Genomic DNA, 23,674 nt, shown 5'->3' with positions numbered 1-23,674 from the left:
GCAACGGCTGCCGTCATCCCGCGGCGTGCCCGGCCGTTGCCGCATCATCGGTTCGCCTCAGAGCGCGCCATGGCGTCAGGGTTTGCCCGCAGCCCGGGCCTGTCATGACCGGGCGGCGTTTAAGATGGAAGGCATGTACGAAGACGCCCTGCCCCATCCCCCCCTGCCCCCCGCGGCACCGCCCGGCACCCTCGATGCCGACAGCCTGCCGGCCACCCTGGCCCGCACCATGCTGGCCGGCTTCAACCGGCACTATGCGCTCTTTCGCTACAACGCCCAGCAGGCCAAGGCGTGTTTCGAGAATGCAGCCTGGCACACCATGCGCCGGCTGGCCTCCGAGCGGATCACCTTCTACGACCAGCGGGTGCGCGAGGCCGTGGAAAACCTGCGCAGCCAGTTCGACACCGACAACCTGGCCGACGACACCTGGGCGGAGGTCAAGCAGTATTACGTGCTGCTGCTGGCCGGGCACCAGCAGCCCGAACTGGCCGAGTCCTTCTTCAACACGGTCAGCACCCGGCTGCTGCACCGGCAGTATTTCCACAACGACTTCATTTTCGTGCGCCCGGCCGTGTCCACCGAGCACCTGGACGCCACGCCCCCCTCCTTCCGGGTCTACTACCCCGGCACGTCCCCCTGGAAGCAGGTGCTGCGGCAGGTGATCATCGACCTGGGCCTGGCCTGCGGCTACCAGGACATCGAATCGGACCTGCAGCAGGTGGTGAACGCCGCCCCCGGCCTGTTCGGCCCGGATACGTACCGGGGCATGGACTGCCAGGTACACGTGCTGCGTTCGCTCTTTTTCCGCAACAAGGGCGCCTACCTGATCGGCCGGATCATCAATGACGGCGAGGTGCAGCCCTTCGCCCTGCCACTGCTGCGCGACTCCCGCGGGCATGTGTTCATCGACACGGTGCTGCACCAGCACGATCACATCGAGGGACTGTTCAATTTCTCGCGGGCGTATTTCATGGTGGACATGGCCGTGCCCTCGGCCTATGTACGCTTTCTGCGCACGCTGATGCCCACCAAGCCCGAGTCCGAGCTGTACACCATGCTGGGCCTGCACAAGCAGGGCAAGACGCTGTTTTTCCGCGACCTGCTGCAGCACCTGCACGAATCGACCGACGCCTTCATCATCGCGCCCGGCATCAAGGGGCTGGTGATGGGCGTGTTCACGCTGCCCTCGTTCCCGTTCGTGTTCAAGTACATCAAGGATGTGCGCCGCAAGGACATCACCCGCGAATACATCGAGGACCGCTACCAGCTGGTCAAGAACCACGACCGGGCCGGTCGGATGGCCGATTCGTGGGAATATTCGGATGTGCCCTTCCCCCGAAACCGGCTCTCGCCGGAACTGCTGGCCGAGCTGCAGCAGACGGCGCCTTCCCTGCTGACCGACGAGGGCGACCGCATCATCATCCGCCACCTCTACATCGAGCGCCGGATGACACCGCTCAACCTCTATCTGGAAACCGCCTCCGAGGCCGAACGGGAGCACGCCGTGAACCAGTACGGCATGGCCATCCGCAACATGGTGTCGGCCAACATCTTCCCCGGCGACATGCTGTACAAGAACTTCGGCGTGACCCGCCAGAACCGGGTGGTGTTCTACGACTACGACGAAGTGGTCTACCTGACGGAATGCAATTTCCGCAAGGTACCCGAGCCGCGCACCCCCGAAGACGAGATGGCCTCCGAACCCTGGTACCCGGTGGCCCCCAACGACGTGTTTCCGGAAGAGTTCGAAACCTTCCTGCTGGGCAACCCGCGGATACGCAAACCCTTCCTGAAATATCACGCCGAGCTGCTGGACCCGGCCTGGTGGCAGAACCAGCAGAAGCGCATCGAGGCCGGCATTCTGGACGACATCTTTGCCTACCCGCGCCGGCTGCGGTTTGCGCGCGACGACAATGGTGCCATCACGCCTGCCGCCGCCACCGGCAGCCTGGCCGGCTAAAAGTCCCGCACTGGCCCCAGCCCTGTGCTGACGGGGCGCCGTGCACGGTCAGGGCTGGCCCCGTCCTGCCTGGCAGGGCAACCGGCAGCACGCCGCGTCATGGTGCTCGTCATGGCGACGTGTATCAGATCATGCGCAGCAGAATCTCCCCCACCCGGTGGTCGGCCTGCTTGCGCACCACCAGGTTGGCCCGCTCGCGGGTGGGGGCGATGTTCTCGCGCAGGTTGCGCAGGTTGATCTCCCGCCAGATGTCGCTGGCCATCTGCAGGGCCTCTGCCTCGGTCAGGTCCCGGTAGTGATGGAAGTAGGAATCCGGCCGGCGGAACACGGTCTGCTGCAGCGACAGGAAGCGCCGCTGGTACCACCGTTCGATGTCGGATTCTTCGGCATCGACGTAGATGGAGAAATCGAAGAAGTCCGACACGGTGACGCTGGCCCGTGGCGCGCCAGCTCCCCGCTCGGCTCCCCAGGTCTGCAGCACGTTGAGCCCCTCGAAGATCAGCACATCGGGCTGCTCCACCCGCTGCACGACGTTGGGCAGGATGTCGTAGGCCTGGTGCGAGTACACCGGTGCCTCCACCACCGCCTTGCCCGCCTTCAGGGCGGCCAGGAAGGCGATCATCCGCCGGCGGTCGTAGCTCTGCGGAAAGCCCTTGCGCTTCATCAGCCCGCGCGCCTGCAGCACGCTGTTGGGATGCAGAAAGCCGTCGGTGGTGACCAGGGCCACCCGGGGATGGTCGGGCCAGCGGGCCATCAGCGCCTGCAGCACCCGGGCAAAGGTGCTCTTGCCCACCGCCACGCTGCCGGCAATGCCGATGACGTAGGGGCGCACCCCCACCAGCCGGCCGAGAAAATCGTCGCGCACCCCCGACAGCGCCTGGGCCGACCGGAAGTGCAGGTTGAGCAGTCGCGACAAGGGCAGGTAGATATCCACCACCTCCTGCAGCGACACCTCGTCGTTGACGCCGCGCAGGGCGATCAGCTCGGGCTCGGACAATGTGAGCGGCGTGCTGGAGCGCAGCCCGGCCCAGTCGGCCCGGCTGAAGCGCTCGTAGGTTGCAAAGTCATCCACCGCGGCACGACGCACCGGGTGGTCCTGTTTCCCGCTACCGTCTCCGTTCGGCACAGTGCCTACCTTCTCTTCCTGACTCACGCAAAGCTCCTCACCGCCCTCTGGCATGGCGCGATGATACCGGCCCCGGGCCATCCGGGCAGAGCCGCGATGGACATGGCGGGACTGCCCTGCCCACGACGCTGACCGAAGGAGCAATCCCGCCCCCACGGTGCCGAACGAATGGGCGATCCTGCCCGCAGTGCCGCCTGACGACGCCAGAACGCATGGGCAATCCCACCCGTCGTGCCGCCTGACGCCATCCGCACGAACCAGCGGCTGACGCCCCCCCGTTTCACCACACTTCATCCGTAATCAATTTCGACACTGACGCAAAACTGCGACACCTGTAAACAGTACCTGTAAGCAGAGAACAACGGCCACGGATTCAGCCGCTTGACGAAAAAGCCGAAAGCATGCGGTTTACAAGGCGATGGGATTCATTACTTATTAACATAGAGATACATGCTTAAATCAAAAGTTACGGTCATAGGTCACATTGGCCTGATCATTCTGTTGGAATCACGCCCCGTCTGCAGGCTAGAGTATCGGCCCGGCGGCTGTTTTCGACAGACACGCCGGTCCGGTGACTGCCCGGGGCTGTACGGCAGTGCTTCTGGACCGATCTGCAACACAAACGACCCTTTTTGCCATGTCCACGATCCGCTTCCTGTTTGTCCTGGCGCTGGCCAGTTTTCTGGCCGGCTGTGCCGCCATCCGTACTGGCGGTCTGCCGCCTGCCCCCGACAAGGCGCCCAAGCACAACTACATCTACCAGATCGGCCCGGGTGACGAGCTGGACATCAAGGTCTGGCGCAACCCCGACCTGTCGGTGAAGGTGCCCGTGCGCCCCGACGGCAAGATCACCGCGCCGCTGATCAAGGACATCGTGGCCGTGGGCAAGACCCCGCAGGTCCTCGGCAAGGAAATCGAGGAGAAACTGGCCACCTACATCCGTGACCCGAGCGTGTCGGTGGTGGTGACCAAGATCGTCGGCGACCCGCTGTCGGTGGTCCGCGTGATCGGCCAGGCCCAGAGCCCGGGCGCCGTGCCCTACCAGAACGGCATCACCCTGCTGGACGTGATGACCAAGGCCAACGGCCTGACCCGCAAGGCAGCCGGCAACCAGGCCATCCTGATCCGTGCCGTGGAGAACAACAAGCAGTACCGGGTACGCCTGGAAGACCTGCTCAAGCGGGGCGACCCGAGCGCCAACGTCGAGATCGCCCCGGGTGACTCGATCATGATCCCGGAAAGCCTGCTGTAACCGCCCACTGGCCGCTGGCGCCGCCCAGGCTGGCGCCAGCACACCGGCACCGTCCATACTGGCGGTGCCCAAACCCACCTTCTGCGCAGCTGTATGCTTGACTTTCTGAAGTCCTACAAAACCTACCTGTCCGGGCTGTGGAAGTACCGTGTCTCCGGGCTGGTCGCCACGCTGATCTGTGGCGTGCTGGGCATCATCCTCACGGTGGTGCTGCCCGGCAACTACGAGGCGACGGCGCGTGCCTACGTCGACACCAAGTCGATCCTGCAGCCGCTGATGCAGGGCATGACGGTTCAGCCCGACGTGCAGGGCCAGATCCAGATGATGGCGCGCACACTGGTCAGCCGCCCGAACCTGGAGGCCATCGTGCAGGCCACCGGCCTCGACCGTGAGGTCAAGACCCAGAAGGATCGCGAAGCCCTGCTGCAGACGCTGGAGAAGAACATCAAGTTCAAGCCGGCCGGTGGCACCAACTTCTACAGCCTCGAGTACCGCAACCCCGACCAGCAGACGGCCCTGAAGGTGGTGAACCTGCTGCTGGAGACCTTCGTGAAGGCTGCCCGCACCGGCAAGACCAGTGACACGCAGCACGCGGTGGACTTCATCGACCAGGAGATCACCAAGGCCAAGGAGACCCTCCTCAAGACCGAGACGGCGCTGAAGGAATTCAAGATCCAGCACATCGAGGTGATGCCCAACCTGGCGCAGGACTACGTGGCCCGCTCGGCCGACATCCAGCGCGAGCTGCAGACGGCCCGCCTGGAGTACCGGCAGGCCGTCAACTCCCGCAGCGCCATCCGTGCACGGCTGGAAGCCATTCCCGAATACGTGCCGGCCGGCGGCAGCCAGACGGACGGCGGTGGCAGCGAAACCGAGCGCCGGCTGGAAGCCGCCCGCAAGAAGCTCGATGACCTGCTGGTACGCTACACCGACGCCCACCCGGACGTGATCAACACCCGCAGCACCATCCGTGACCTGGAACGCGAGCTGGTGCGCGAATCCAACCGTCCGGCCGACCCGCGTCCGGGCCGGGGCAAGGTGCCCAACCGCCTGTACCAGGAGATGTCCATCGCCATGGCCGAGGCCGATGCCAAGGTGGCCTCGCTGGCTGCCCGCGTCTCCGAGGCCGAGGCCCAGTCCAAGCGTGCCCGCGAAATCGCGCTGGCCATTCCGAAGGTCGAGGCCGAATACATCCAGCTCAACCGCGACTACGACTCCAACAAGCAGAACTACGAGAAGCTGCTGCAGCGCCGCGATGCCGCCCGCCTGGCCGGCAGCATCGAGGAGAACACCGGCTCGCGCGAGTTCCGCGTGGTCGATCCCCCGCGGGTGAGCCCGAAACCCGTGTCGCCGAACCGGCCGCTGCTGCTGGTGGGCACCCTCGTGGTGTCGATCATCCTCGGTCTGGCCGTGGCGCTGGTGCGCGAGCTGGCCAACCCGGCCTACTACGAGCCCAACGCCCTGAAGGCGGCCACCAACGTGCCGCTGTTCGGCGCCATCACCCGCTACCGCGATGACGCCACCCTGCGGGCAGACCGTCGCAAGTCGATGCGCTTCATCTCGGTCTGCGCCCTCTACACCACGGTCATCGTGCTGCTGATCCTGTTCTACGTGATCGACGGTGGCCAGCTGTCCGAGCAGCCTCCCGTGACTTCCGCCACCCAGAGCCAGCAGGTGAACTCATGAACAAGCGCCTCATTCACCGCGCCATGCAGAAGATGGTGGACCAGAACCCGTCACGTCCGCTGCCGGTGACCACCACGATCCTGCCGGGCGGCCCCCATACCGTGTCCGGGCCAACCACCACGATGATCGGCACATCACCCGAGGCCGACGAGGCCATGGCCGCGCGCATCCGTGCCGACATCGCCCGGGCCCAGCTTCTGCGCGAACAGCGTGAGCAGCAGCGCCAGCAGTCGGGTCAGTCCTGGAGCAGCAGCCACGGCCAGACGGCGCAATCCCATGGCACTGCCCATGAACAGGCCACCGAAGTGCCGGTGCTGACCGAATACACCACGGCCAGCCCCCCGCCGGGAGGCATGGCGGGCAGCACGGGCACCCGGGGCGGCCAGGGCATGGCCGGTGGCGCGGGCATGGCCGGGGGTTCAGGCACGCCAGGTTCGGCGCAGCCCCGGCCGTCCGGCTCGCCCATGGAAGCCCTGCCGCTGGCCCCCTACCGTCCCGGCGTTGGCCACCACGAGCTGACGCTGGACTTCGACCGGCTGAAGGAAAAAGGCTTCCTGACCCCCGACGACAAGACCGCCAAGATTCACCAGGAGTTCCGCCTGGTCAAGCGCCGGTTGCTGGACAACGCCTTCGGCCGCCTGCGGCCGGTGGTGGACAACGGCCGGCTGATCATGGTGACCAGTTCGCTGCCCGGCGAGGGCAAGACCTTCTCGTCGATCAACCTGGCCATCAGCATTGCCATCGGCGGCGAGCACCCGGTGCTGCTGGTCGATGCCGACATCGCGCGTCCCAGCGTGTCGAACACGCTGGAGCTGGACATTCCGGACGAGATCGGTCTGGCCGACTATCTGGACGATCCGTCCATCCCGGTCACCGAGCTGCTGCGCCCCACCTCGCTGCCCGGGCTGACGCTGCTGCCGGCCGGCCACCTGAAGCACCGTCCGGTGGATCTGCTGGCCTCCGGCAACATGGCCCGGCTGGTGGAAGAACTCAGGACGCTGCTGCCGCACCACGTGATCGTCTTCGACAGCCCGCCGCTGCTACCCGTCACCGAGACCCGCTCGCTGTCGGCCCTGGTGGGCCAGGTGATGCTGGTGGTGGCCGCCGGCGAGACCCCGCGCACCGCCGTCAACGAATCCCTCCTGCAGCTGGAAAACTGTCCGGCTGTCGGTCTGCTGTTCAACAAGGCCCCCGTTCAGCCCAAGGCACCTGCCTACTACGGATACTGAGATGTACAAATCATTCTTCGGGTTGAAGTCCAAACCGTTTCGCCTCAATCCGCACCTGCGCTTCCTGTTCAACAGCGAGGCCATCCAGCGCGCCGTCAATACGCTCAAGTACGGCCTGTACCAGCGCGAGGGCCTGGTGCTGCTGACCGGTGCCCCGGGCTGCGGCAAGACGATGCTGATCCAGAACATCAGCCGTCGCCTGCCCGACGCCGGCATCCAGGTGTTCACGCTGGCCACCCCCAAGGCCGATGGCCACTCGCTGCTGCAGCAGATCTTCCTGGCCCTGGGCCTGGAGCTGCCTGGCCGGGCCGACACCGCCCAGCTGCTGCACGACCTGCAGAAATACCTGCTGGGTGAAGTGCAGGCCAACCGCCGGCTGCTGCTGGTGATCGACGAGGCCCACAACCTGGACGACGATGCGCTGGAAGTGGTGCGCCTGCTGTCGGACATGCAGCTCAACGGCAACCTGCTGCTGCAGATCTTCCTGGTGGCGCAGCCGGTGCTGCGTGCCCGGCTGGCCGCACCGCGGCTCGATGCCCTGCGCCAGCGCTTCCTGGTCACCGACCACATCGATGGCCTGACCGCCGAGGAAGTGCCCCAATACATCCAGAAACGGATGGAGCAGGCCGGCTGGCAGGGCGAGACCCCGTTCGATGCCGAGGCCCTGCAGCGCATCCAGCTGGCCACCGGCGGCAATCCGCGCCAGATCAACATCCTGTGCGAGCGGCTGCTGACGCAGGCCTACGTCGAGGAAAAGACCCGTGTTTCCGTGCAGGACGTGGACAACACGCTACAGGACATGGAAGACGAATGGCGCACCGCCGGTGACGAGGCCCCCGTGGTGGCATCCACCGCCAGCAGCCAGCTGCGCGAGCAGGACCGGCGCCTCGATGCGCTGGAAGCCGCGCTGAACCAGATCTCCCAGGTGACCAACACGATTCTGGTGCGTCTGGACGCACTGCGGCAGGAATGAACCCCCGCTTCCTTCCGGACCGGCGGCCATGCTGAGCCGGCTGGCCGCCCATTTTTCGCGCTACTCGCTCGCCAGCCTGCTGGTCACGCTGGCAAGCATCGTTTCGTTCCCGTTTCTCACCCGCATCTTCCCGGTGGCCGATTACGGCATGATGAGCCTGATCGGCGTGCTGGTCACGGCCACGGCGGCCGTGGGCAAGCTGGGGCTGCAGCAGGCGGCCCTGCGCTTCTACAGCGAGGTGCGTGCCGGCCAGTCGCCCTGGTCGCTGCCGCAGTACGAGGCCACGGTGTACATGGGCCTGGCCGGTTTCGGCACCGCCACGGCCCTGCTCTGGATGGGTGGCCTCTCCGTACTGCCCGATTCCCTCTTCTCTTCCCCCGAAAACCATCACCTGCTGTATCTGGTGGCACCGCTGGCGCTGCTGCAGTGTCTGTCCAGCTCGGTGGTCAACCAGCTGCGGGCGCGCGAGCTGAGCGGCGTGCTGTCGCTGTATTCGGTGGTGCAGCGCTACATGGGTCTGGCGCTGATGCTGCTGGCGCTGCTCTATGTGTCCACCACGCTGTGGGGCTTCTACGGCGCACAGATCGTGTCGGAAACCCTGTGCCTGGTGGTGCTGGCCGGCTGGTTCTTCCGGCGCGAACCCTGGTCGCCCCGCGATTTTTCCATGCCGCTGCTGCAGGTGCTGCTGCGCTACAGCCTGCCGCTGGTGGCCATGGAGCTGTCGTCGGTGATGCTCAGCCTGGGCGACCGCGTGCTGATCCAGCGCATGCTGGGTTCGGAATGGCTGGGGGTCTATTCGGCACCGTACAACCTGTGCGACTATATCGGCGCCGTGCTGGTGACGGCCTTCACCGGTGCGGTCACGCCCATGGTGCTGCGCCTGTGGGCCGACGAGGGCGAAACCGCCACGCAGAAATTTCTGCAGCGGGTGTTCCACCTGTATCTGCTGTTTGCCATTCCGATGGTGGCCGGTGTGTCGGCCGTGTCAGAACCGCTGCTGGCGCTGGTGGCCTCCGAGAAGTACCGTGCCGGCGCGGCCATCATCCCGTGGGTGATCGGCGGGGTGGCGCTGCAGGGGCTCTTTCCGGTCACGTCGGCCGGCCTGCAGATCCGCAAGCGTTCCGGGCTGGTGCTGCTGTCCATCCTGTCGGCAGCCGGGCTGAACGTGGTGCTCAACCTGCTGCTGATTCCCTTCATGGGCATCGAAGGGGCCGCCATCGCCACCCTGCTGGCCTATGCGCTGATGAATGCGCTGGCCGCCTGGCAGGGACGCGCCACGGTACCGGTGCACCCCGAATGGCGCCGTGTGCTGGCCTTCACGGTGGCCGCCGGCGTGATGTACGTGGCTCTGGGATACATCCATTTCGACCGTGATCTGCCCACCCTGGTCGTGCGCATGGCCGTGGGCGCCGTCATCTACGCCGTGGCCGTGCTGGCACTGGATGCCGAGGCCCGCGTGATGGCCACCCAGGTACTGGCGCGGTTCGGGCTGGGGCGTGGCAGGGGAACGAAACAGGGGTAGCCACACACCACAGCAGATCGCAGCGCAACGCAGGAAAAACCCAAGTCATGAAACCGGTGACCGTACTGATGTACCACGCCATCGTCGATGGCGCGGAAACTGGAGCCGACCCGCACTACAGCGTGTCACCGGCCGTTTTCCGGCACCAGCTGCAGCTCATTCTGCAGCACGGCGGCCGGGTGTCCGGCATCCGGCAGGCCCGTCAGCCTGTCATCGCCAATGCTCATCCCGTCTGCCTGACCTTCGATGACGGGCAGCGGAGCAATCTGGCCGCCGCCGAAGAAATCGCCCGCGTGGGCGGCAGCGCCGAATTCTTCGTCAATCCGTCGATGGTGGGCCAGCCGGGCTTTCTGGACTGGCCGGCCCTGCGCGAGATGGCGGCCATGGGCATGTCGATCCAGTCGCACGGCATGCATCACCGCTATCTGGACCAGCTCTCGCCAGCCGAGGTGCGCGCCGAGCTGGCCGACTCGAAAGCGGCCATCGAGGACGCCATCGGGCAGGCTGTCGTTATTTACGCACCAGCAGGCGGCCGGATGCCTGACGATTTCCTGTCGATGGCGCATAGTATCGGTTACGAGACAGTGTGCTCGTCCCGTGTGGGCATCTGGCGGCCTGCCAGCCGTCCCGTGCCGGCATCGGCACCGGTATCACAGCCGGGCTCTGCGTCCGCATCTGCGATACCGGCGTCGGTGGGTCAGGGTGGTGCAGCCGGACAGACCGGCCGTGACGCGGCATCCGGCCAGTCGGGCCAGGGTGCTGCCGCTCATGGCCATGGCACTGCAGCAAATGGCCCTGGCGCTGCAGCACATGACCATGGCGCTGCTGGCGGACAGGCCGAGGAAGTGCCGCGGCTGGCCATGCTGCACAACACGGCCGAGGCACGCTTTCTGGCCTGGATCACCCAGCATCCGGCAGAAATGCTGAAACAGCAGCTGCGCTACCGCGTGCTGCGGCTGTCGAAGCAGCTGCTGGGCAATGGCGGGCACGAAAGGCTGCGGGCGCTGCTGCTGCGCACGCCCCGGACGGACGACACCTCCAAAGACGACTGACTGAGCGCATGAACACCTTCTGGATACTGGTCTACATCATCGCCGCAGCGTGGATGGTGTACACGTACCTCGGCTATCCATGGCTGCTGCGCTGGCAGCTGAAGAAGCTGCAGGGTACTGCAGAAACCGGCAGGACGCCCGGCCCGGCGGGTGTCACGGGAAGCACGCCGGCTGCCGCAGCGGGCACGGACGGCGCTGTGGCACCCAACGACGATGCCCTGCCCGCCATTGCCGTGGTGATCGTGGCACGCAACGCCGCGCACCTGATCGGTCGCAAGATCCGCAGCTGCCTGGACAGCCATTATCCGGCTGGCCGGATCCGTGTGCTGCTGGCCATCGATGGCGACGACGAGGACACGGCCCGTGCCGCCGAGGCGCTGGATGATCCGCGCGTGACGGTGCTGCGCCATGCCCAGCATCGCGGCAAGGCGGCCACGCTCAACGATGCCATTGCCCGGTGCCATGAGGAATTCCTGATCCTCACCGATGCGCGCCAGCGGCTGGACCCCGACGCCATCCACCATCTGGTGACTTCGCTGCAGGCCAGCCCACGGATGGCAGCCGTCAGTGGCGAACTGCAGTTCGAGCTGAGCGAGGGAGATTTCGTCGGCCAGGGGCTGGATGCCTACTGGCGCTACGAAAAATGGCTGCGCCGCACCGAAGGCCAGGTGGCTTCCACCATCGGCATGACGGGGGCGCTGTACGGCCTGCGGCGCGCCGCCTTCCGGCCCATTCCGGCCGAGACCATTCTGGACGATGTGCTGATTCCGATGCAGGCGGTGCTCGACGGCTACCGGGCCGGTTTCGACAGCCGCGCCATCGCATACGATCTGCCCTCGACCTCGATGGCACAGGAAAAGCGCCGCAAGATCCGCACGCTGGCCGGCAATTTCCAGCTGATCCAGCTCTGCCCGGCCCTCGTGTCCCCCCGCCGCAACCCGGCCTTCGTGGGCTTTTTCTCACACAAGGTCTGCCGCCTGATCACCCCGGTGGCCCTTGTGCTGATGCTGCTGGCCAGCCTGATGCTCGCGCCGGGCTCATGGTTCTTCGGGCTCAACGTCCTGGGCGCGGCACTGATCATCGGCGGCGCCGTGCTGGCACGACTGCGCCCGGCCAGCCGGCGCTGGCTGCCGGTGCGGCTGGCCAATACCTTCGTGGAAATGCACCTGTTCATCGTGTACGGGTTTGTCGAATTCCTGCGCAACCGCAACCTGCACCGCTGGGGGGCCGATAAATGAGCAGCCACGAAGCCTGTCACGGCACGGCAGTCTCTCCGGGCGTGGTAGGACCACAGCCCGAGGCGCATGCACCACAGGCAGGGAGCCGCACACCTGACCGCATCCGGGTGCTGTATCTGGTGTCGCTGTTTCCGTGCTGGTCGGAAACCTTCATCGTGCGCGAAATCCACGCGCTGATGCGGCAGGGGGTGGAGGTGCGCATCATCTCGCTCAAGCCGCACAGTGAGCTGATGGTGCAACCCGATGCCGAAATCCTGCTGGACCGGGTGATCTATCCGCCCGCCAGCCTGGCCGGCAGCCTGAAGGCGGCGCTGCCGAAGGTGCTGGGCCATCCGCTGCAGAGCGCACGCGAGCTGGCGCCGCTGGTGAATAGCCTGTGGCGCAAACCGGCCGAGCTGGCCAAGTCGGTGGTGAGCTGGTGGCGCACGCTGGCGATGATCGATACCGTCCGGTCCTTCGACCCGCAGCACCTGCACGCCCATTGGGCCACCTATCCCAGCTCTGCTGCCCGCATCCTGGCCGGACGGATTGGCCGGCCCTGGAGCTTCACCGGGCACGCGCACGACATTTTCGTGCACGACCAGGACCTGGCCGGCAAGCTGAACCAGGCCGATTTCAGCGTGACCATCTCCGGCTACAACCAGAAGCAGCTGGCCGCCCGCATGAGGCCACAGAACCAGTCACGGCTGGCCGTGATCCACTGTGGCGTGCTGCCGGCCGATCTGCCCTATGCAGCCGCAGGCCGCGAGGCTGCGTACATCGTGGGTGTGGGAAGGCTGGATCCCATCAAGGGCTTCATCCATCTGGTGGAGGCCTGCCGGCTGCTGAAGGAACGGGGCACGGCCTTCACCTGCGACATCATCGGCGACGGGCCACTGCGCGACATGCTGCAGCAGACCATCGACGCCGCCGGCCTGCAGGCGCAGGTACGGCTGACCGGTGCCCTGCCGCAGCAGGAGGTTCGCACCCGCATCAACCGGGCCACGCTGTTCGTGCTGCCTTCGGTGCTGCTGGCCGACGGCAATGCCGACGGCATTCCGGTCGCCCTGATGGAAGCGATGGCCTGCGGGGCCACGGCCATTTCCACACGGGTGTCCGGCATTCCGGAGCTGATCCATCACGAAGAGAACGGCCTGCTGGTGAACCCGGGCAACGCCGCCGAACTGGCCGACGCCATGGCCCGCCTGCTGGGCGATGCCCCGCTGCGCACGCGACTGGCCGAGGCAGCCCGCCGGACCATCGTGCAGGATTTCGACGCCGACATCGAGGCCGGCAAGCTGCTGGCGCTGATCCGGCAGACCCAAAAACCCAACCAGCCCCGCCGCGTCATGCTGATGACCGACGAGATGGAAGTGGGCGGCAGCCAGCGGCAGATCGTGCAGCTGGCGCTGGGCCTGAAGGCACGCGGCGTGAACTGCGCGGTGCTGTACTTCATCAACCCGTCGTTTCTGGTGGAGCAGCTGCAGGCCGCCGGCATCGAGACCATCCGCGTGAACAAGCAGGGGCGCGTCGATCCGGGCTTCGTGCGCAACCTGCGCCAGGCCATTCGCACCTGGGCACCCGATGTGGTGCACTGCTATTCGTTCACGGCCGAACTGTGGGGCGCCATTGCCTGCCGGCTGCTGCCGACCCGCGAACGCCCGGTGCTGATCAGCTCGGTGCGCGGCACCTATGAATGGTATGGCCGCAACCAGTGGCGGATGAAGCGCTGGGTGAGCGGACAGTCGGCCAGCATCATCTCCAATTCACGCGAAGGTGCCGAATACGCTGCACGGCAGATGCACTGGCCCATGCACCATTTCCATGTGGTGCACAACGGCGTGTCGGTAACGGCACCGGATGCCGCACGGGTGGAGGCATTGCGCCAGCATTATCTGCGGTGCCAGGATACGGCGCATCCCCCTGCCGCGGGCTGCATGAAAGCCACCGACAACCTGACAGCCTCCGCCGGCACCCCGCCTGCATTCGACACCCTCGTGCTCTTCGTCGGCCGCCTGGTCGAGCACAAGAACCTGCCCCGCCTGCTGGAGGCCCTTGCGCTGGTGGTGAAGCAGCGGCCGCGTGTGCGGCTGCTGATCGCCGGCAGCGGACCGCTGCGCGATGCGCTGGCCACGCAGATCATGCAGCTGGGGCTGCAGGATCATGCGCTGCTGCTGGGCGAGCAGTCCGAGGTACCGGCGCTGATGGAGGCCGCCGATCTGGTGGTGCTGCCCTCGCTGCGCGAAGGGCTGTCGAACGTCGTGCTCGAAGCCATGGCACTGGGCCGGGCCGTGCTGTCCACACCGGTGGGCGGCATTCCGCAGGCCATCGACAACGGGCGGCACGGGGTGCTGGTGGAGCCCACCGATACCGATGCCCTGGCCCGCGCCCTGCTCACCCTGATCGACGATCCGGCGTTGCGTGAACGGCTGGGCCGTGCCGCACAGCACAAGGTTCTGGAACAATACAGTCCCCCCGCCATGGTCAGTGCCATGCTGAAGGAGTATTCGCGTGTCAGTCAACGGTAATTTCCTGCTGGTCATCCAGCCGCCGTCTTCCGCGGCGCCGAATGATCGTCCCCTGCCCGCCCTGGCGGACATCACCGCCGGCTGGCCCGGTTCCGAAAGCCATCGCCAGGTGCACCACCACCAGAGCCTGCTGCCCGACGGGCACCGCTTCGACCTGCAGTGGCAGGGCGAGGGCTGGCACTACATCGGCGATGCCCAGGTGGGTGCGATGGGCATGTCCAACGGTCCCCGGGGGGATGATCTGGACAGCGTGCTGCACGCGTGGCTGCAGTCGCGCGAGATGCCGGTGGAACGCTGCCGGGGCCGTTTCCTGCTGGTGTGCTGGGACATCCCCAACGGCATGGTCAATGTGGTGACCGATACCTTCAAGACCTGGCCCGTCTGCTTCAGCCACAGCACCAGCCAGGGTTTTGCGGCCGCCAGCGACATGCGCCTGCTGCTGGCCACGCGGCTGTTCAGCCCGGCACTGTCGAACGAGGGCCTCTACCACTACCTGAACTTCTACTACGTGCCGGCGCTCAGTTCGATCTGCCGGTCCGTGCGCAAGCTCTCGGGCGGGCAGCGGCTACGCTGGCGCGATGGCCGCATGGAACAGGACAGCTGGTGGCAGCTGCGCTACCCCGAAGATCTCGACCTGGGCAGGGAGCGCGCCGCCACCCAGCTGCGCGAGCAGATCATCGAAACGGTGCGCAGCTACCAGCCCGGTGACGACCAGCACTGGGGCGCCTTCCTGAGCGGCGGCACCGACAGCTCCAGCATCTGCGGCATCCTGGCCGCCAGCGCCGCGCCGAAGAAGGTGTCGAGCTTTTCCATCGGCTTCACCGAGGAAGGCTATGACGAGCTGGGCTTTGCCGAAATCGCCGCCCGCGCCTTCGACCTCGATGCCCACCAGCGCCGGGTCAGCGAAAGCGAGGCGGCCGAGGTGCTGCCCATCCTCATCAACACCTTCGACGAGCCCTTCGGCAACGCCTCGGCCATCCCCACCTACTACTGCGCGAAGATGGCGGCCGAGGCCGGCAAGGACCTGCTGGTGGCCGGCGACGGTGGCGACGAGATCTTCGGTGGCAACGAGCGCTACCTGAAGGACCGGATCTTCAGCCTCTACTACGGCCTGCCCTCGCCGGTGAAGGGGCTGGGCAGCCTGGTGGCGAAGCAGCTGGAAAGAACCGACCAGCGCTGGGCCAACCGCATCCGCAACTTCATCGAACGCGGCAGCCTGCCCAACCCCGACCGTTTCTACACGGACGATTCCTTCGCCTCCGACCATTACGACGACCTGCTCACGCCGTCGTTCCGGGCCACGGTACCGCGCGACACCTCGCTGAACCTGCAGCGCGACATCTGGCGCACCTTCACGGCCTCCAGCGAGCTGCACCGCCTGATGCACCTCGACCTGACGATGGCCATTGCCGACAACGACATCATCAAGGTGACGGGCGCCTGCCGCAGTGCCGGCGTGTCGGTGCGCTTCCCGTATCTGGACCGGAAACTGGTGGAATACACCGCACATTTACCTGCGCATTACAAATTGCATGGAACGCAAAAACGTGCGCTCTTCAAACAGGCGATGATGTCGATTCTGCCGGAGGAGATCCGGCGCAAGAAGAAACAGGGGTTTGGTCTGCCCGTGAGCCTGTGGATGCGCGGCCAGGGGCCGTTCCGCCAGCTGCTCAACGATACGCTCGAATCGCCCAACGCCCGTCTGCGCGACATCGTTCAGATGGATACGGTGCGGCGCCTGCTGGACCGTCACCAGCGGGGTGCCTGGGATCATGCCAGCGAGCTGTATCAGCTGCTGGTTCTCGAACTCTGGCTGCAGCGCCACGCCCATGACACGCAGAACTGACCTCGCACAACGGGTCTTCATGATCCTCGACAGCGTCTACCCGTCCACGGGCGGGGGCGGCGCCGAATCGCAGGTGGGTACGCTCACCCGGTGGCTGGCCGAACAGGGCATTCCCAGCACCATCGTGGTTCCGATGGTGCCCTGGGGGCCGCAGGTCGCCCACGAACGGCAGGGGCTGGTGGAAATCATCCGGCTGCGCTATCCGCGCGTTCCGCTGCTCGGGGGGCTGGTCCTGCAGTACCGGCTGACCCGCCTGCTGCGCCAGCGCCGTCGCGAGATCAAGGCCATTCACTGCCACATTGCCCAGAACATGGCCGTCGCCAGCGCCCTCGTCAACCGCCAGCTCCGCAAGCCCCTGATCGTCAAGCTCACCGGCATGACCGAGCTGCAGGGTGGCATTCTGGACCCGCACCCCTCGCTGTTCATGCGGATCAAGCGCACCATCCTCAAGCGCACCATGATCCAGGCCATCAGCCAGGCGCTGGCCAACCGGCTGATGGAGGCGGGCTTCTCGGCAGCACAGGTCTACCGCATCCCCAACGCCGTCGATCTGGACCGCTTCGACCCGGCCCAGCCCCGTATCCAGGCCCTGCGTGCCCGGCGCGACGCCGACACCAGCACGGAACTGGTGGTGCTGTACGTGGGCCGCCTGGAACCCGTGAAGGGTCTGGACGTGCTGCTCGAGGCCTGGATGCAGGCTTTCACGCCCGAACAGAAGGTGCGCCTGCTGCTGGTGGGTACCGGCTCGCTCGAAGACAAACTGCGCGCCCAGGTGCGGGCCGGCCAGCGCGAGGAACAGGTCCGCTTTCTGGGGCACAGCGACGATGTATCCGAACAGCTGGCCACGGCCGACGTGGGGGTGCTGACCTCCTACACCGAGGGACTGTCGAACACGCTGCTCGAATCGATGGCGTCCGGCCTGCCGATGATCGGCTCGCGCGTGAGCGGCAACGAGGACTTCATCATGCCGCAGCAGACCGGCTGGCTGTTCCGGGCCGGTGATGCCCCCGCGCTGGCGCGCCACCTGCAGGCCGCCCATCGGCTGGGGCGTCCCGGCCTCGCCCGCATGGGCGATGCTGCCCGGCGCTTCGTGCAGGCCAATGCGTCCATCCCCACGGTGGGCCACCAGCTGCAGACCATCTACGACGGCGACGCCTGGACGCTGACCGCCCTGGATGGCCCCAGCGACCCCGAAGACGTGGCTGACGCCGGTATTCCCAGCCCGTTCTCTTCTCCCGACTCCTCCCACCGGATGCACTGACCATGTGTGGCATTGCCGGACTGATCTCCCTCGATGGCCGCCCCCTGCCCGGGCCGCAAACGCTGCAGGCCATGTGCGCCAGCATCGTGCACCGCGGCCCCGACGATCAGGGCACCTTCCAGAACGACTGGGCCGCCATCGGCATGCGCCGTCTGGCCATCATCGACGTGGCCGGGGGCCACCAGCCGGTCAGCAGTGCCGGGGGCCGCATCCAGGTGGTGTTCAACGGCGAGATCTACAACTTCCGCGAACTGCGCAGGGAACTGGAAACCCGCGGCTACGTGTTCCAGAGCCATTCCGATTCGGAAGTCATCGCCCATGCCTATGCCGAGTACGGCACCGCCTGCTTCGAAAGGCTGCGCGGCATGTTCGCCATCGCCGTGGTCGACCAGGACCGGCGGCGGCTGGTGCTGGCCCGCGACCGCATCGGCAAGAAGCCGCTGTACGTGGGTGAACTCTCGCCCGGCCTGCTGGGCTTTGGCTCCGAGCTGAAAACCCTGCTGGCCGTGCCCGGCTGGACACCGCAACTGTCCATGCCGGCCGTGCAGGACTTCTTCAGCCTGGGCTACATTCCGGCGCCCGACACCATCTTCGAGGGCATTGCCAAGCTGCCCCCGGCCCACTGGATGAGCATCGAGCCGGGCCGCGATGGCGGCGCCCCCACCATCCAGCAGACCCGCTACGCCCACGTGGACTTCCAGCCCAAGTGGACCGACGACGAGGCCACGCTGGAAGAACGCCTCCTGGCAGAGCTGGACGACGCCGTGAAGGTACGCCTGGTCTCGGACGTGCCCTTTGGCGCCTTCCTGAGCGGCGGACTGGACTCCAGCGTGGTCTGCGCGCTGATGACCCGCCACCTGTCGCAGCCGCTCAAGACGTTTTCCATCGGCTTCGAAGAGGCCGCCTTCGACGAGCTGCCCGACGCCCGCCGCGTGGCCGAACACCTGGGCACCGAACACCACGAACTGGTGGTCCGTGCCGATGCCACCGGCCTGCTCGACACACTGGCCCATCACTTCGACGAGCCTTTCGGCGACTCGTCGGCCATCCCCACCTATCTGGTGTCGCAACTGGCCGCCAAACACGTCAAGATGGTGCTGTCGGGCGACGGCGGCGACGAACTCTTTGCCGGCTACTCGCGCTACAGGCGTTATGCGGCGCTGCAGCGTATCCGCCGCAGTACGCTGGGCATGGGCCCCGGGCTGGCAAGGCTGGCCGGTGCGCTGATCCCCGGCGCGAAGGGCCGCCGGCTGGCCGGCATCGGCCAGCGCATGGGCCTGCCGTGGCCCGACGACTATCTGGCCCTGGTAGGGCTGGCCAGCCCGGCCGACCTCGGCCTGCTGTTCGGCGAGCGCGCGAAAACCGATCCATTCGGCAGTATCCGGCAACGGTTCGTCAGATCCGACATCGATTCGGACATGGAGCGGATATTGTCCGGAGACATGGACACGTACCTGGCCGACGACATCCTGACCAAGGTGGACCGCACCACCATGGCCGTGTCGCTGGAAGGACGTGCGCCGCTCCTTGACCAGAACCTCATTGCCTTTGCCGCCCGGCTGCCCTTCGACATGAAGCTGCGGGGCGAACAGGGCAAATATCTGTTCCGCAAGGTTGCCGCCCGGCTGCTGCCTGCCGATGTGCTGAACAAGCGCAAGCAGGGCTTTGCCATTCCGCTGGCCAGCTGGTTCCGCACCGACCTCAAGCCCATGCTGCTGGACACGATCGGCAGCCGCGCCTTCCGTGAACGCGGCCTCTTCAGCATGCAGGGCATCCAGACCCTGGTGGACGAACACCAGCAGGGCCTGCAGGACCGGGGCGAACTGCTCTGGATGGTGATGGTGCTGGAAACCTGGCTGAAGACCCTGCCGGAACAGAGACCCCGACCTCCGGTGACGTAATGCTGAAAGATCGCGGAAAACAAATCATCAAACAGATCGTCTCGCCCCTGGCCGACAAGGTCGGCGTGTACGACGAGAAGGTCCAGCGGCTGATGGGCGAGCCCAACCGGCTGCTCGTGCTGATGTATCACCGCGTCATCGATGACCTGGCGTCCGATCCATTCGCGCTGGGCATGTGCGTCCGCCAGAAGTATTTCGAGGAGCAGCTGGCCTGGCTGGCTGCCCACACCCATGTCCTGCCGCTCACCCAGGCGGTGGAACACCTGCTCAACAACGAGCCGCTGCCGCCCAACGCAGTGGCCATCACCTTCGACGACGGCCTGCTGGACAACCTCAGCAACGCCGCCCCCCTGCTGGAAAGATACCGGCTGCCCGCCACCTTCTACGTCATCACCGGTGGCCTGGAAACCGGCCATCCTATGTGGTGGGACCGGGCCATCGCCATCCTGGCCTGTACCCAGGCGCACAGCGTGGACCCGCGCAGCATCGGCCTGCCGGAACTGCCCCACCCGCTGCCACTGGGCCGCAACGTGCGGGCCGACAGCTGCAAGGTCATTCTCAATGCGCTGTGGGAACGCAATCCCGGCGCCATCGAGCAGTGCCTCGAACAGATGGAAGAGATGCTCGAACCGGGCCCCATTCCACCCGCGCTGCAGGCCCGGCGCATGAACACGCAGCAGGTGCAGGAACTGGCCCGGCGCGGTTTTCAGATCGGCGCCCACACCACCCGGCACATCGACCCCAAGCTGCTCAACCGCGAACAGCTGATGGCCGACCTCGGCGCGTCGCGCCAGCAGCTGCAGGAACTCACCCAGCAGCCCGTCGACAGCTTTGCCTACCCCGGCGGACGCTCATCGGTGTGGATGCCCGACCTGCTCGCGGCACTCGGATTCCACCACGCCGTGGACACCCGCCGGGGCATCAACCAGGCACCGGCCTCGCGCTACGCCATTGCCCGCGTCGGCATGCCCGACACCCCGGTTGGTGACTTCAAACGGGCCATCCGCAACCTGCAAATCATCGACGCCACCCCTTGAACCAGAACAAGCTCCTGAATTACCTGCTGGCAGCCATGATCGTGTGGGTGCCCAACCAGCTGCACCTGCCGGCAGACCTGGGCGTGAAGGGGTTGAACTCCATCAACCTGCTGTTTCTCGCCATCCTGTACTTCGTCCACCAGCGCAACAAACAGCTGCCCCTCTCCGACGCCACACCGCTGAAGGGCGTGTTCATCGCCTACTTCTGCATGCTGGGCTGGGCCTTCCTGGCCGGGCAGCTGTCCGACCCCTCGATGATCATGGAGGATCTGACGGCGCTGAAGAACTCACTGTTCTTCCTGTGCCTGTACTTCGTCTTCTTCCATGCCGTGCGCGACGAGACCACCCTGCGGCACATGTTCTACATGGTGCTGTTCGTGGCGGCGGTAGCGGGGCTGGAAGCCATTCGCGAAGGCATCGACTACGGCTTTGGCGTCTACGGCGAAACCAAGCGGGCCGCCGGCCCCTTCGGCACCAACTACAAGGCGTCCAACCTGGCTGCCGTGTTCTACTCGATGTTCATGCCGGTGTTTGCCGCCGTCGCGCTCTACCAGAAGGGGCGGCCCCTGGTGCGCTGGGGAGGCATCAGCGGGGTAGGCATCCTGCTGCTGGCCATCTTCTGCACGTACTCACGTCAGGCCTACCTGATCGTGGCCGCCATGCTGCTGCTGATGACCATGAAGCGCAACGTGGTGCTGGGTCTCCTGATCCTGCTGGCGGTGGTGAATTATGAATCCTGGGTACCCGAGGGCGTGGTCACCCGTCTGGCCATGACCGAGCAGGTCTCCGAGGAAACCGGCGAGGAGCAGCTGGACGAAAGTACCGAAAGCCGCTTCGTTCTCTGGGAAGGCGCCGGCCGGCTGCTGCTGTCACGGCCGTGGGGCATTGGCCTGAACCACTTCAAGCGTGAGATCGGCAGCGAGGTACCCAGCCTGTCCGGCATGGATGCCCACAACTTCCTGGTGCTGATCACCACCGAGGCCGGCCCGTTCGGCGGCATCATGACGCTGGTGCTGTACGGAGCACTCTCCACGCTGGCCTGGCGCCTCTGGAAGCTGGCAAAGACCGCCGACCAGCGTACCCTGGCGGCTGGCTATGCCGGGGCCACCATCGCCGTCATGCTGGGCAATCTGTACGGCAGCCGCCTGCTCGACGGCGCCGTGACCGGCAATTACTGGATTCTGACGGCCCTGGCAGCACGCTACTGGGTGATGCTGAAGAATGGCGTGCTGGACGAGACGGTGGTGCCGGGCAGCGAAGACGCCGCCGACAGCGATGCAGCCGTCACCGGTGCGGCCGCCGGTGCCGCTGCTGCGATGGGGGCTGGTGCAGGTGCCGCAGTGGGTGCAGGTGCTTCGATGCACGCCGGCACGGGCACTTCAACAGGCGCCGGCGCCGCTGCGTCGATGCATGGCGGCGGCGCTGCCGGGGCAGCCATGGGCGCGGGCACACCGGCAGGCTCCCGCACGTCCAGTCGCTACCCCGGCGGCAAGGCCGGCCCCCGCACCGCCACACGCCCCTCGGCCCGTGATGCCCATGGGCGGCTGCTGAACCCTGCCGGAACCATGGGGAACGCCGAATCCACTGCCGGTGTCACCGGCGCCACAGGCACCACCGGCCAGCGCGGCGCAGCACCGGGCAGCCGGACGGGCACGCACACCGGTACCGCCCATGCCGCCCCGTCCCCCAGACAGCCGGACGGCACCCGTGCAGCCCCCGCCGGCGCGCGGCCCGCTGCGGCCAAACCCGCGGGCAAGCGTACCCCGCCGGCACGTGACAAGGACGGGCGGCTGATCAGGCCGGGGGAATGACTCTCTGGCCCGGCAGGTCGGGAAACACCAGCAGGAAGGGTGTTTCCCTGCGACACGGGCCTTCACTGGCAACCCCGCGGTAACGGGTGGTCGAGACAGACTGCTGGTAGCGGCTTGCCATCGATGAGCAACGCAAGCAGGGCCTTGAGTTTGTTGATGTCCTTGCCGCGTCTCTGTGCCTGCTTCACGTCACACCTGAACTGACCGGAACAGTCGGGCTGGCACATCAGATGTCCAGCTGGTCAAACAGGTCGTCCGCATTCCTGGCGTGATGCACATCCTCACCACGTTCGCTCTTTGCGAGCGTTTCCGCCGTCAACGCGTTGGCCTGACGTTCCCTGTAAAGTTTCTCGGCCTGAAAGATGTTCGACTTTCTGGCATCGATGAGCTGTTTCTCGACATCACCCAAACGGGCCTTGTCCATGTTGCTCAGCCTGGCATAGTGGCTGCGCAATGCCTGACGCGCCTCGTCATTCGGCAAGCCACCTTTCCGGCTCCGGGGCAGACTGTAGACCTCGTCCACAGCCTTGTAACGCACCGGATCATCAACGATACCGATGTGCTTCTCCACGACATCCAGTTCCTGCAGGGCAGTCTTCAGACTGGCATCCATGGCCCTGCTATTGGCGTAGTAGGCACGCTCTGCCTCAACGATCGTCTTTTCCACCGCAACGATCATGGGCAAGTTCCCTGACTTTCCCAGCTCGCGAAGGCTCTTGAGCAGATTCCGCTGAGAGGTTTCCAGGTTTCGCCCCTCCGGGGTCGCCTTCACAGAACTGACCGCATAGCGTTCGACGGACAGCAAACGGTTGAACGTTCCAATCGTCTTGTCCACGCTTTACCCCTGCAAGGATTTTTCCGTGTACTTCTCCTTCTCCATCCAGCCTTTCCCATAGGCTTCATCGGCCAGTTCCGTTTTCAGACCCTTCTTCCTGATGAAGTCGGGGCCCAGATTCCATTTGAGCGCGAGAAGGACTTCTGCCGGCATCTGGCCTTGTGCCAGCCATGCCCAGGCCGTGTCTTCATCACCCTCTTCACCTGCCCTCAACGACTCGGCGATATACAGGGCATCCATCCTTCCTTCCCTGAGAAAGGCCTCCCGCTCTTCCGCGGGAAGATAGCTCTTCGGTTCACTCATCTGCATCTTCTTCTCCCTCTCGACAGGCCCATTGAAGTATCCCACACCAGCCATCCACACAGGACGGCTGAATCACATCCAGCTGACCGGAACAACCGGGATGGCTGCATCGCTGGATGCGTGCAATGATCTCTT

18 protein-coding genes are annotated in these 23,674 nt (G+C 65.9%); 14 read left to right on the top strand and 4 right to left on the bottom strand.

Annotated features, from left to right (window positions below; genetic code table 11):
• The first annotated feature begins 133 nt into the window (after positions 1-133).
• On the top strand, positions 134-1,960 hold the full coding sequence (aceK, locus tag EHV23_RS10905; protein WP_125096098.1) for a bifunctional isocitrate dehydrogenase kinase/phosphatase: 1,827 nt from the start codon (positions 134-136) through the stop codon (positions 1,958-1,960).
• A 124-nt stretch (positions 1,961-2,084) separates the two neighbouring features.
• Here the strand turns inward: aceK and coaA are convergent, their stop codons facing one another.
• Positions 2,085-3,113: a type I pantothenate kinase gene (coaA, locus tag EHV23_RS10900; RefSeq protein WP_238990426.1), complete on the bottom strand. Its 1,029-nt coding sequence runs from the start codon at positions 3,111-3,113 to the stop codon at positions 2,085-2,087.
• Positions 3,114-3,723: 610 nt separating this feature from the next.
• Here coaA and EHV23_RS10895 point away from each other — a divergent pair.
• The 13 genes from EHV23_RS10895 (at position 3,724) to EHV23_RS10835 (ending at position 22,401) form a co-directional block, all read left to right on the top strand.
• On the top strand, positions 3,724-4,338 hold the full coding sequence (locus tag EHV23_RS10895) for an XrtA/PEP-CTERM system exopolysaccharide export protein (protein ID WP_203228978.1): 615 nt from the start codon (positions 3,724-3,726) through the stop codon (positions 4,336-4,338).
• A 93-nt stretch (positions 4,339-4,431) separates the two neighbouring features.
• Positions 4,432-6,024, top strand: a complete 1,593-nt coding sequence (locus EHV23_RS10890) for an XrtA system polysaccharide chain length determinant (protein ID WP_125096096.1) — start codon at positions 4,432-4,434, stop codon at positions 6,022-6,024.
• Positions 6,021-7,253: a P-loop NTPase family protein gene (locus EHV23_RS10885; RefSeq protein WP_125096095.1), complete on the top strand. Its 1,233-nt coding sequence runs from the start codon at positions 6,021-6,023 to the stop codon at positions 7,251-7,253. The genes EHV23_RS10890 and EHV23_RS10885 overlap by 4 nt, the downstream gene beginning before the upstream one ends.
• Before the next feature lies 1 nt (position 7,254).
• On the top strand, positions 7,255-8,226 hold the full coding sequence (locus EHV23_RS10880; protein ID WP_125096094.1) for an ExeA family protein: 972 nt from the start codon (positions 7,255-7,257) through the stop codon (positions 8,224-8,226).
• 28 nt (positions 8,227-8,254) lie between these two features.
• Entirely contained in the window at positions 8,255-9,748 is a 1,494-nt protein-coding gene (locus EHV23_RS10875) for a lipopolysaccharide biosynthesis protein (RefSeq protein WP_125096093.1), read from the top strand.
• A gap of 47 nt (positions 9,749-9,795) precedes the next feature.
• Entirely contained in the window at positions 9,796-10,800 is a 1,005-nt protein-coding gene (locus EHV23_RS10870) for a polysaccharide deacetylase family protein (RefSeq protein WP_125096092.1), read from the top strand.
• An 8-nt stretch (positions 10,801-10,808) separates the two neighbouring features.
• The gene (locus EHV23_RS10865; protein ID WP_125096091.1) at positions 10,809-12,038 is read left to right on the top strand and encodes a glycosyltransferase; all 1,230 of its coding nucleotides are present in this window, start codon (positions 10,809-10,811) and stop codon (positions 12,036-12,038) included.
• On the top strand, positions 12,035-14,545 hold the full coding sequence (locus tag EHV23_RS10860) for a glycosyltransferase (RefSeq protein WP_125096090.1): 2,511 nt from the start codon (positions 12,035-12,037) through the stop codon (positions 14,543-14,545). Before EHV23_RS10865 ends, EHV23_RS10860 begins: the two co-directional genes overlap by 4 nt.
• Entirely contained in the window at positions 14,529-16,391 is a 1,863-nt protein-coding gene (locus EHV23_RS10855; protein WP_125096089.1) for an asparagine synthetase B family protein, read from the top strand. The genes EHV23_RS10860 and EHV23_RS10855 overlap by 17 nt, the downstream gene beginning before the upstream one ends.
• Complete coding sequence (locus EHV23_RS10850) at positions 16,375-17,652, top strand: glycosyltransferase family 4 protein (RefSeq protein WP_158615940.1); 1,278 nt, start codon at positions 16,375-16,377, stop codon at positions 17,650-17,652. Before EHV23_RS10855 ends, EHV23_RS10850 begins: the two co-directional genes overlap by 17 nt.
• 2 nt (positions 17,653-17,654) lie before the next feature.
• The gene (asnB, locus tag EHV23_RS10845; protein WP_125096087.1) at positions 17,655-19,553 is read left to right on the top strand and encodes an asparagine synthase (glutamine-hydrolyzing); all 1,899 of its coding nucleotides are present in this window, start codon (positions 17,655-17,657) and stop codon (positions 19,551-19,553) included.
• Complete coding sequence (locus EHV23_RS10840) at positions 19,553-20,590, top strand: polysaccharide deacetylase family protein (protein WP_125096086.1); 1,038 nt, start codon at positions 19,553-19,555, stop codon at positions 20,588-20,590. Before asnB ends, EHV23_RS10840 begins: the two co-directional genes overlap by 1 nt.
• Positions 20,587-22,401: an O-antigen ligase family protein gene (locus tag EHV23_RS10835; RefSeq protein ID WP_125096085.1), complete on the top strand. Its 1,815-nt coding sequence runs from the start codon at positions 20,587-20,589 to the stop codon at positions 22,399-22,401. The genes EHV23_RS10840 and EHV23_RS10835 overlap by 4 nt, the downstream gene beginning before the upstream one ends.
• Before the next feature lie 62 nt (positions 22,402-22,463).
• Here the strand turns inward: EHV23_RS10835 and EHV23_RS10830 are convergent, their stop codons facing one another.
• From EHV23_RS10830 to EHV23_RS10820, 3 genes are read right to left on the bottom strand one after another with little or no spacing between them, the layout of a single operon-like run.
• Positions 22,464-22,628 (bottom strand): type II toxin-antitoxin system YafQ family toxin, encoded by a 165-nt coding sequence (locus EHV23_RS10830; RefSeq protein WP_125096084.1) that lies wholly within the window; start codon positions 22,626-22,628, stop codon positions 22,464-22,466.
• Positions 22,628-23,236, bottom strand: coding sequence for a hypothetical protein (locus EHV23_RS16155; RefSeq protein ID WP_238990425.1), 609 nt, complete (start codon positions 23,234-23,236; stop codon positions 22,628-22,630). Before EHV23_RS16155 ends, EHV23_RS10830 begins: the two co-directional genes overlap by 1 nt.
• A 3-nt stretch (positions 23,237-23,239) precedes the next feature.
• Entirely contained in the window at positions 23,240-23,539 is a 300-nt protein-coding gene (locus EHV23_RS10820) for a hypothetical protein (RefSeq protein ID WP_125096083.1), read from the bottom strand.
• Positions 23,540-23,674: the final 135 nt, after the last annotated feature.

Origin of the sequence: Lautropia dentalis, assembly GCF_003892345.1 — a bacterium.
In the GTDB taxonomy this organism is placed as follows: domain Bacteria; phylum Pseudomonadota; class Gammaproteobacteria; order Burkholderiales; family Burkholderiaceae_E; genus Lautropia; species Lautropia dentalis.
This window is presented reverse-complemented; position numbering and strand designations above follow the sequence as displayed.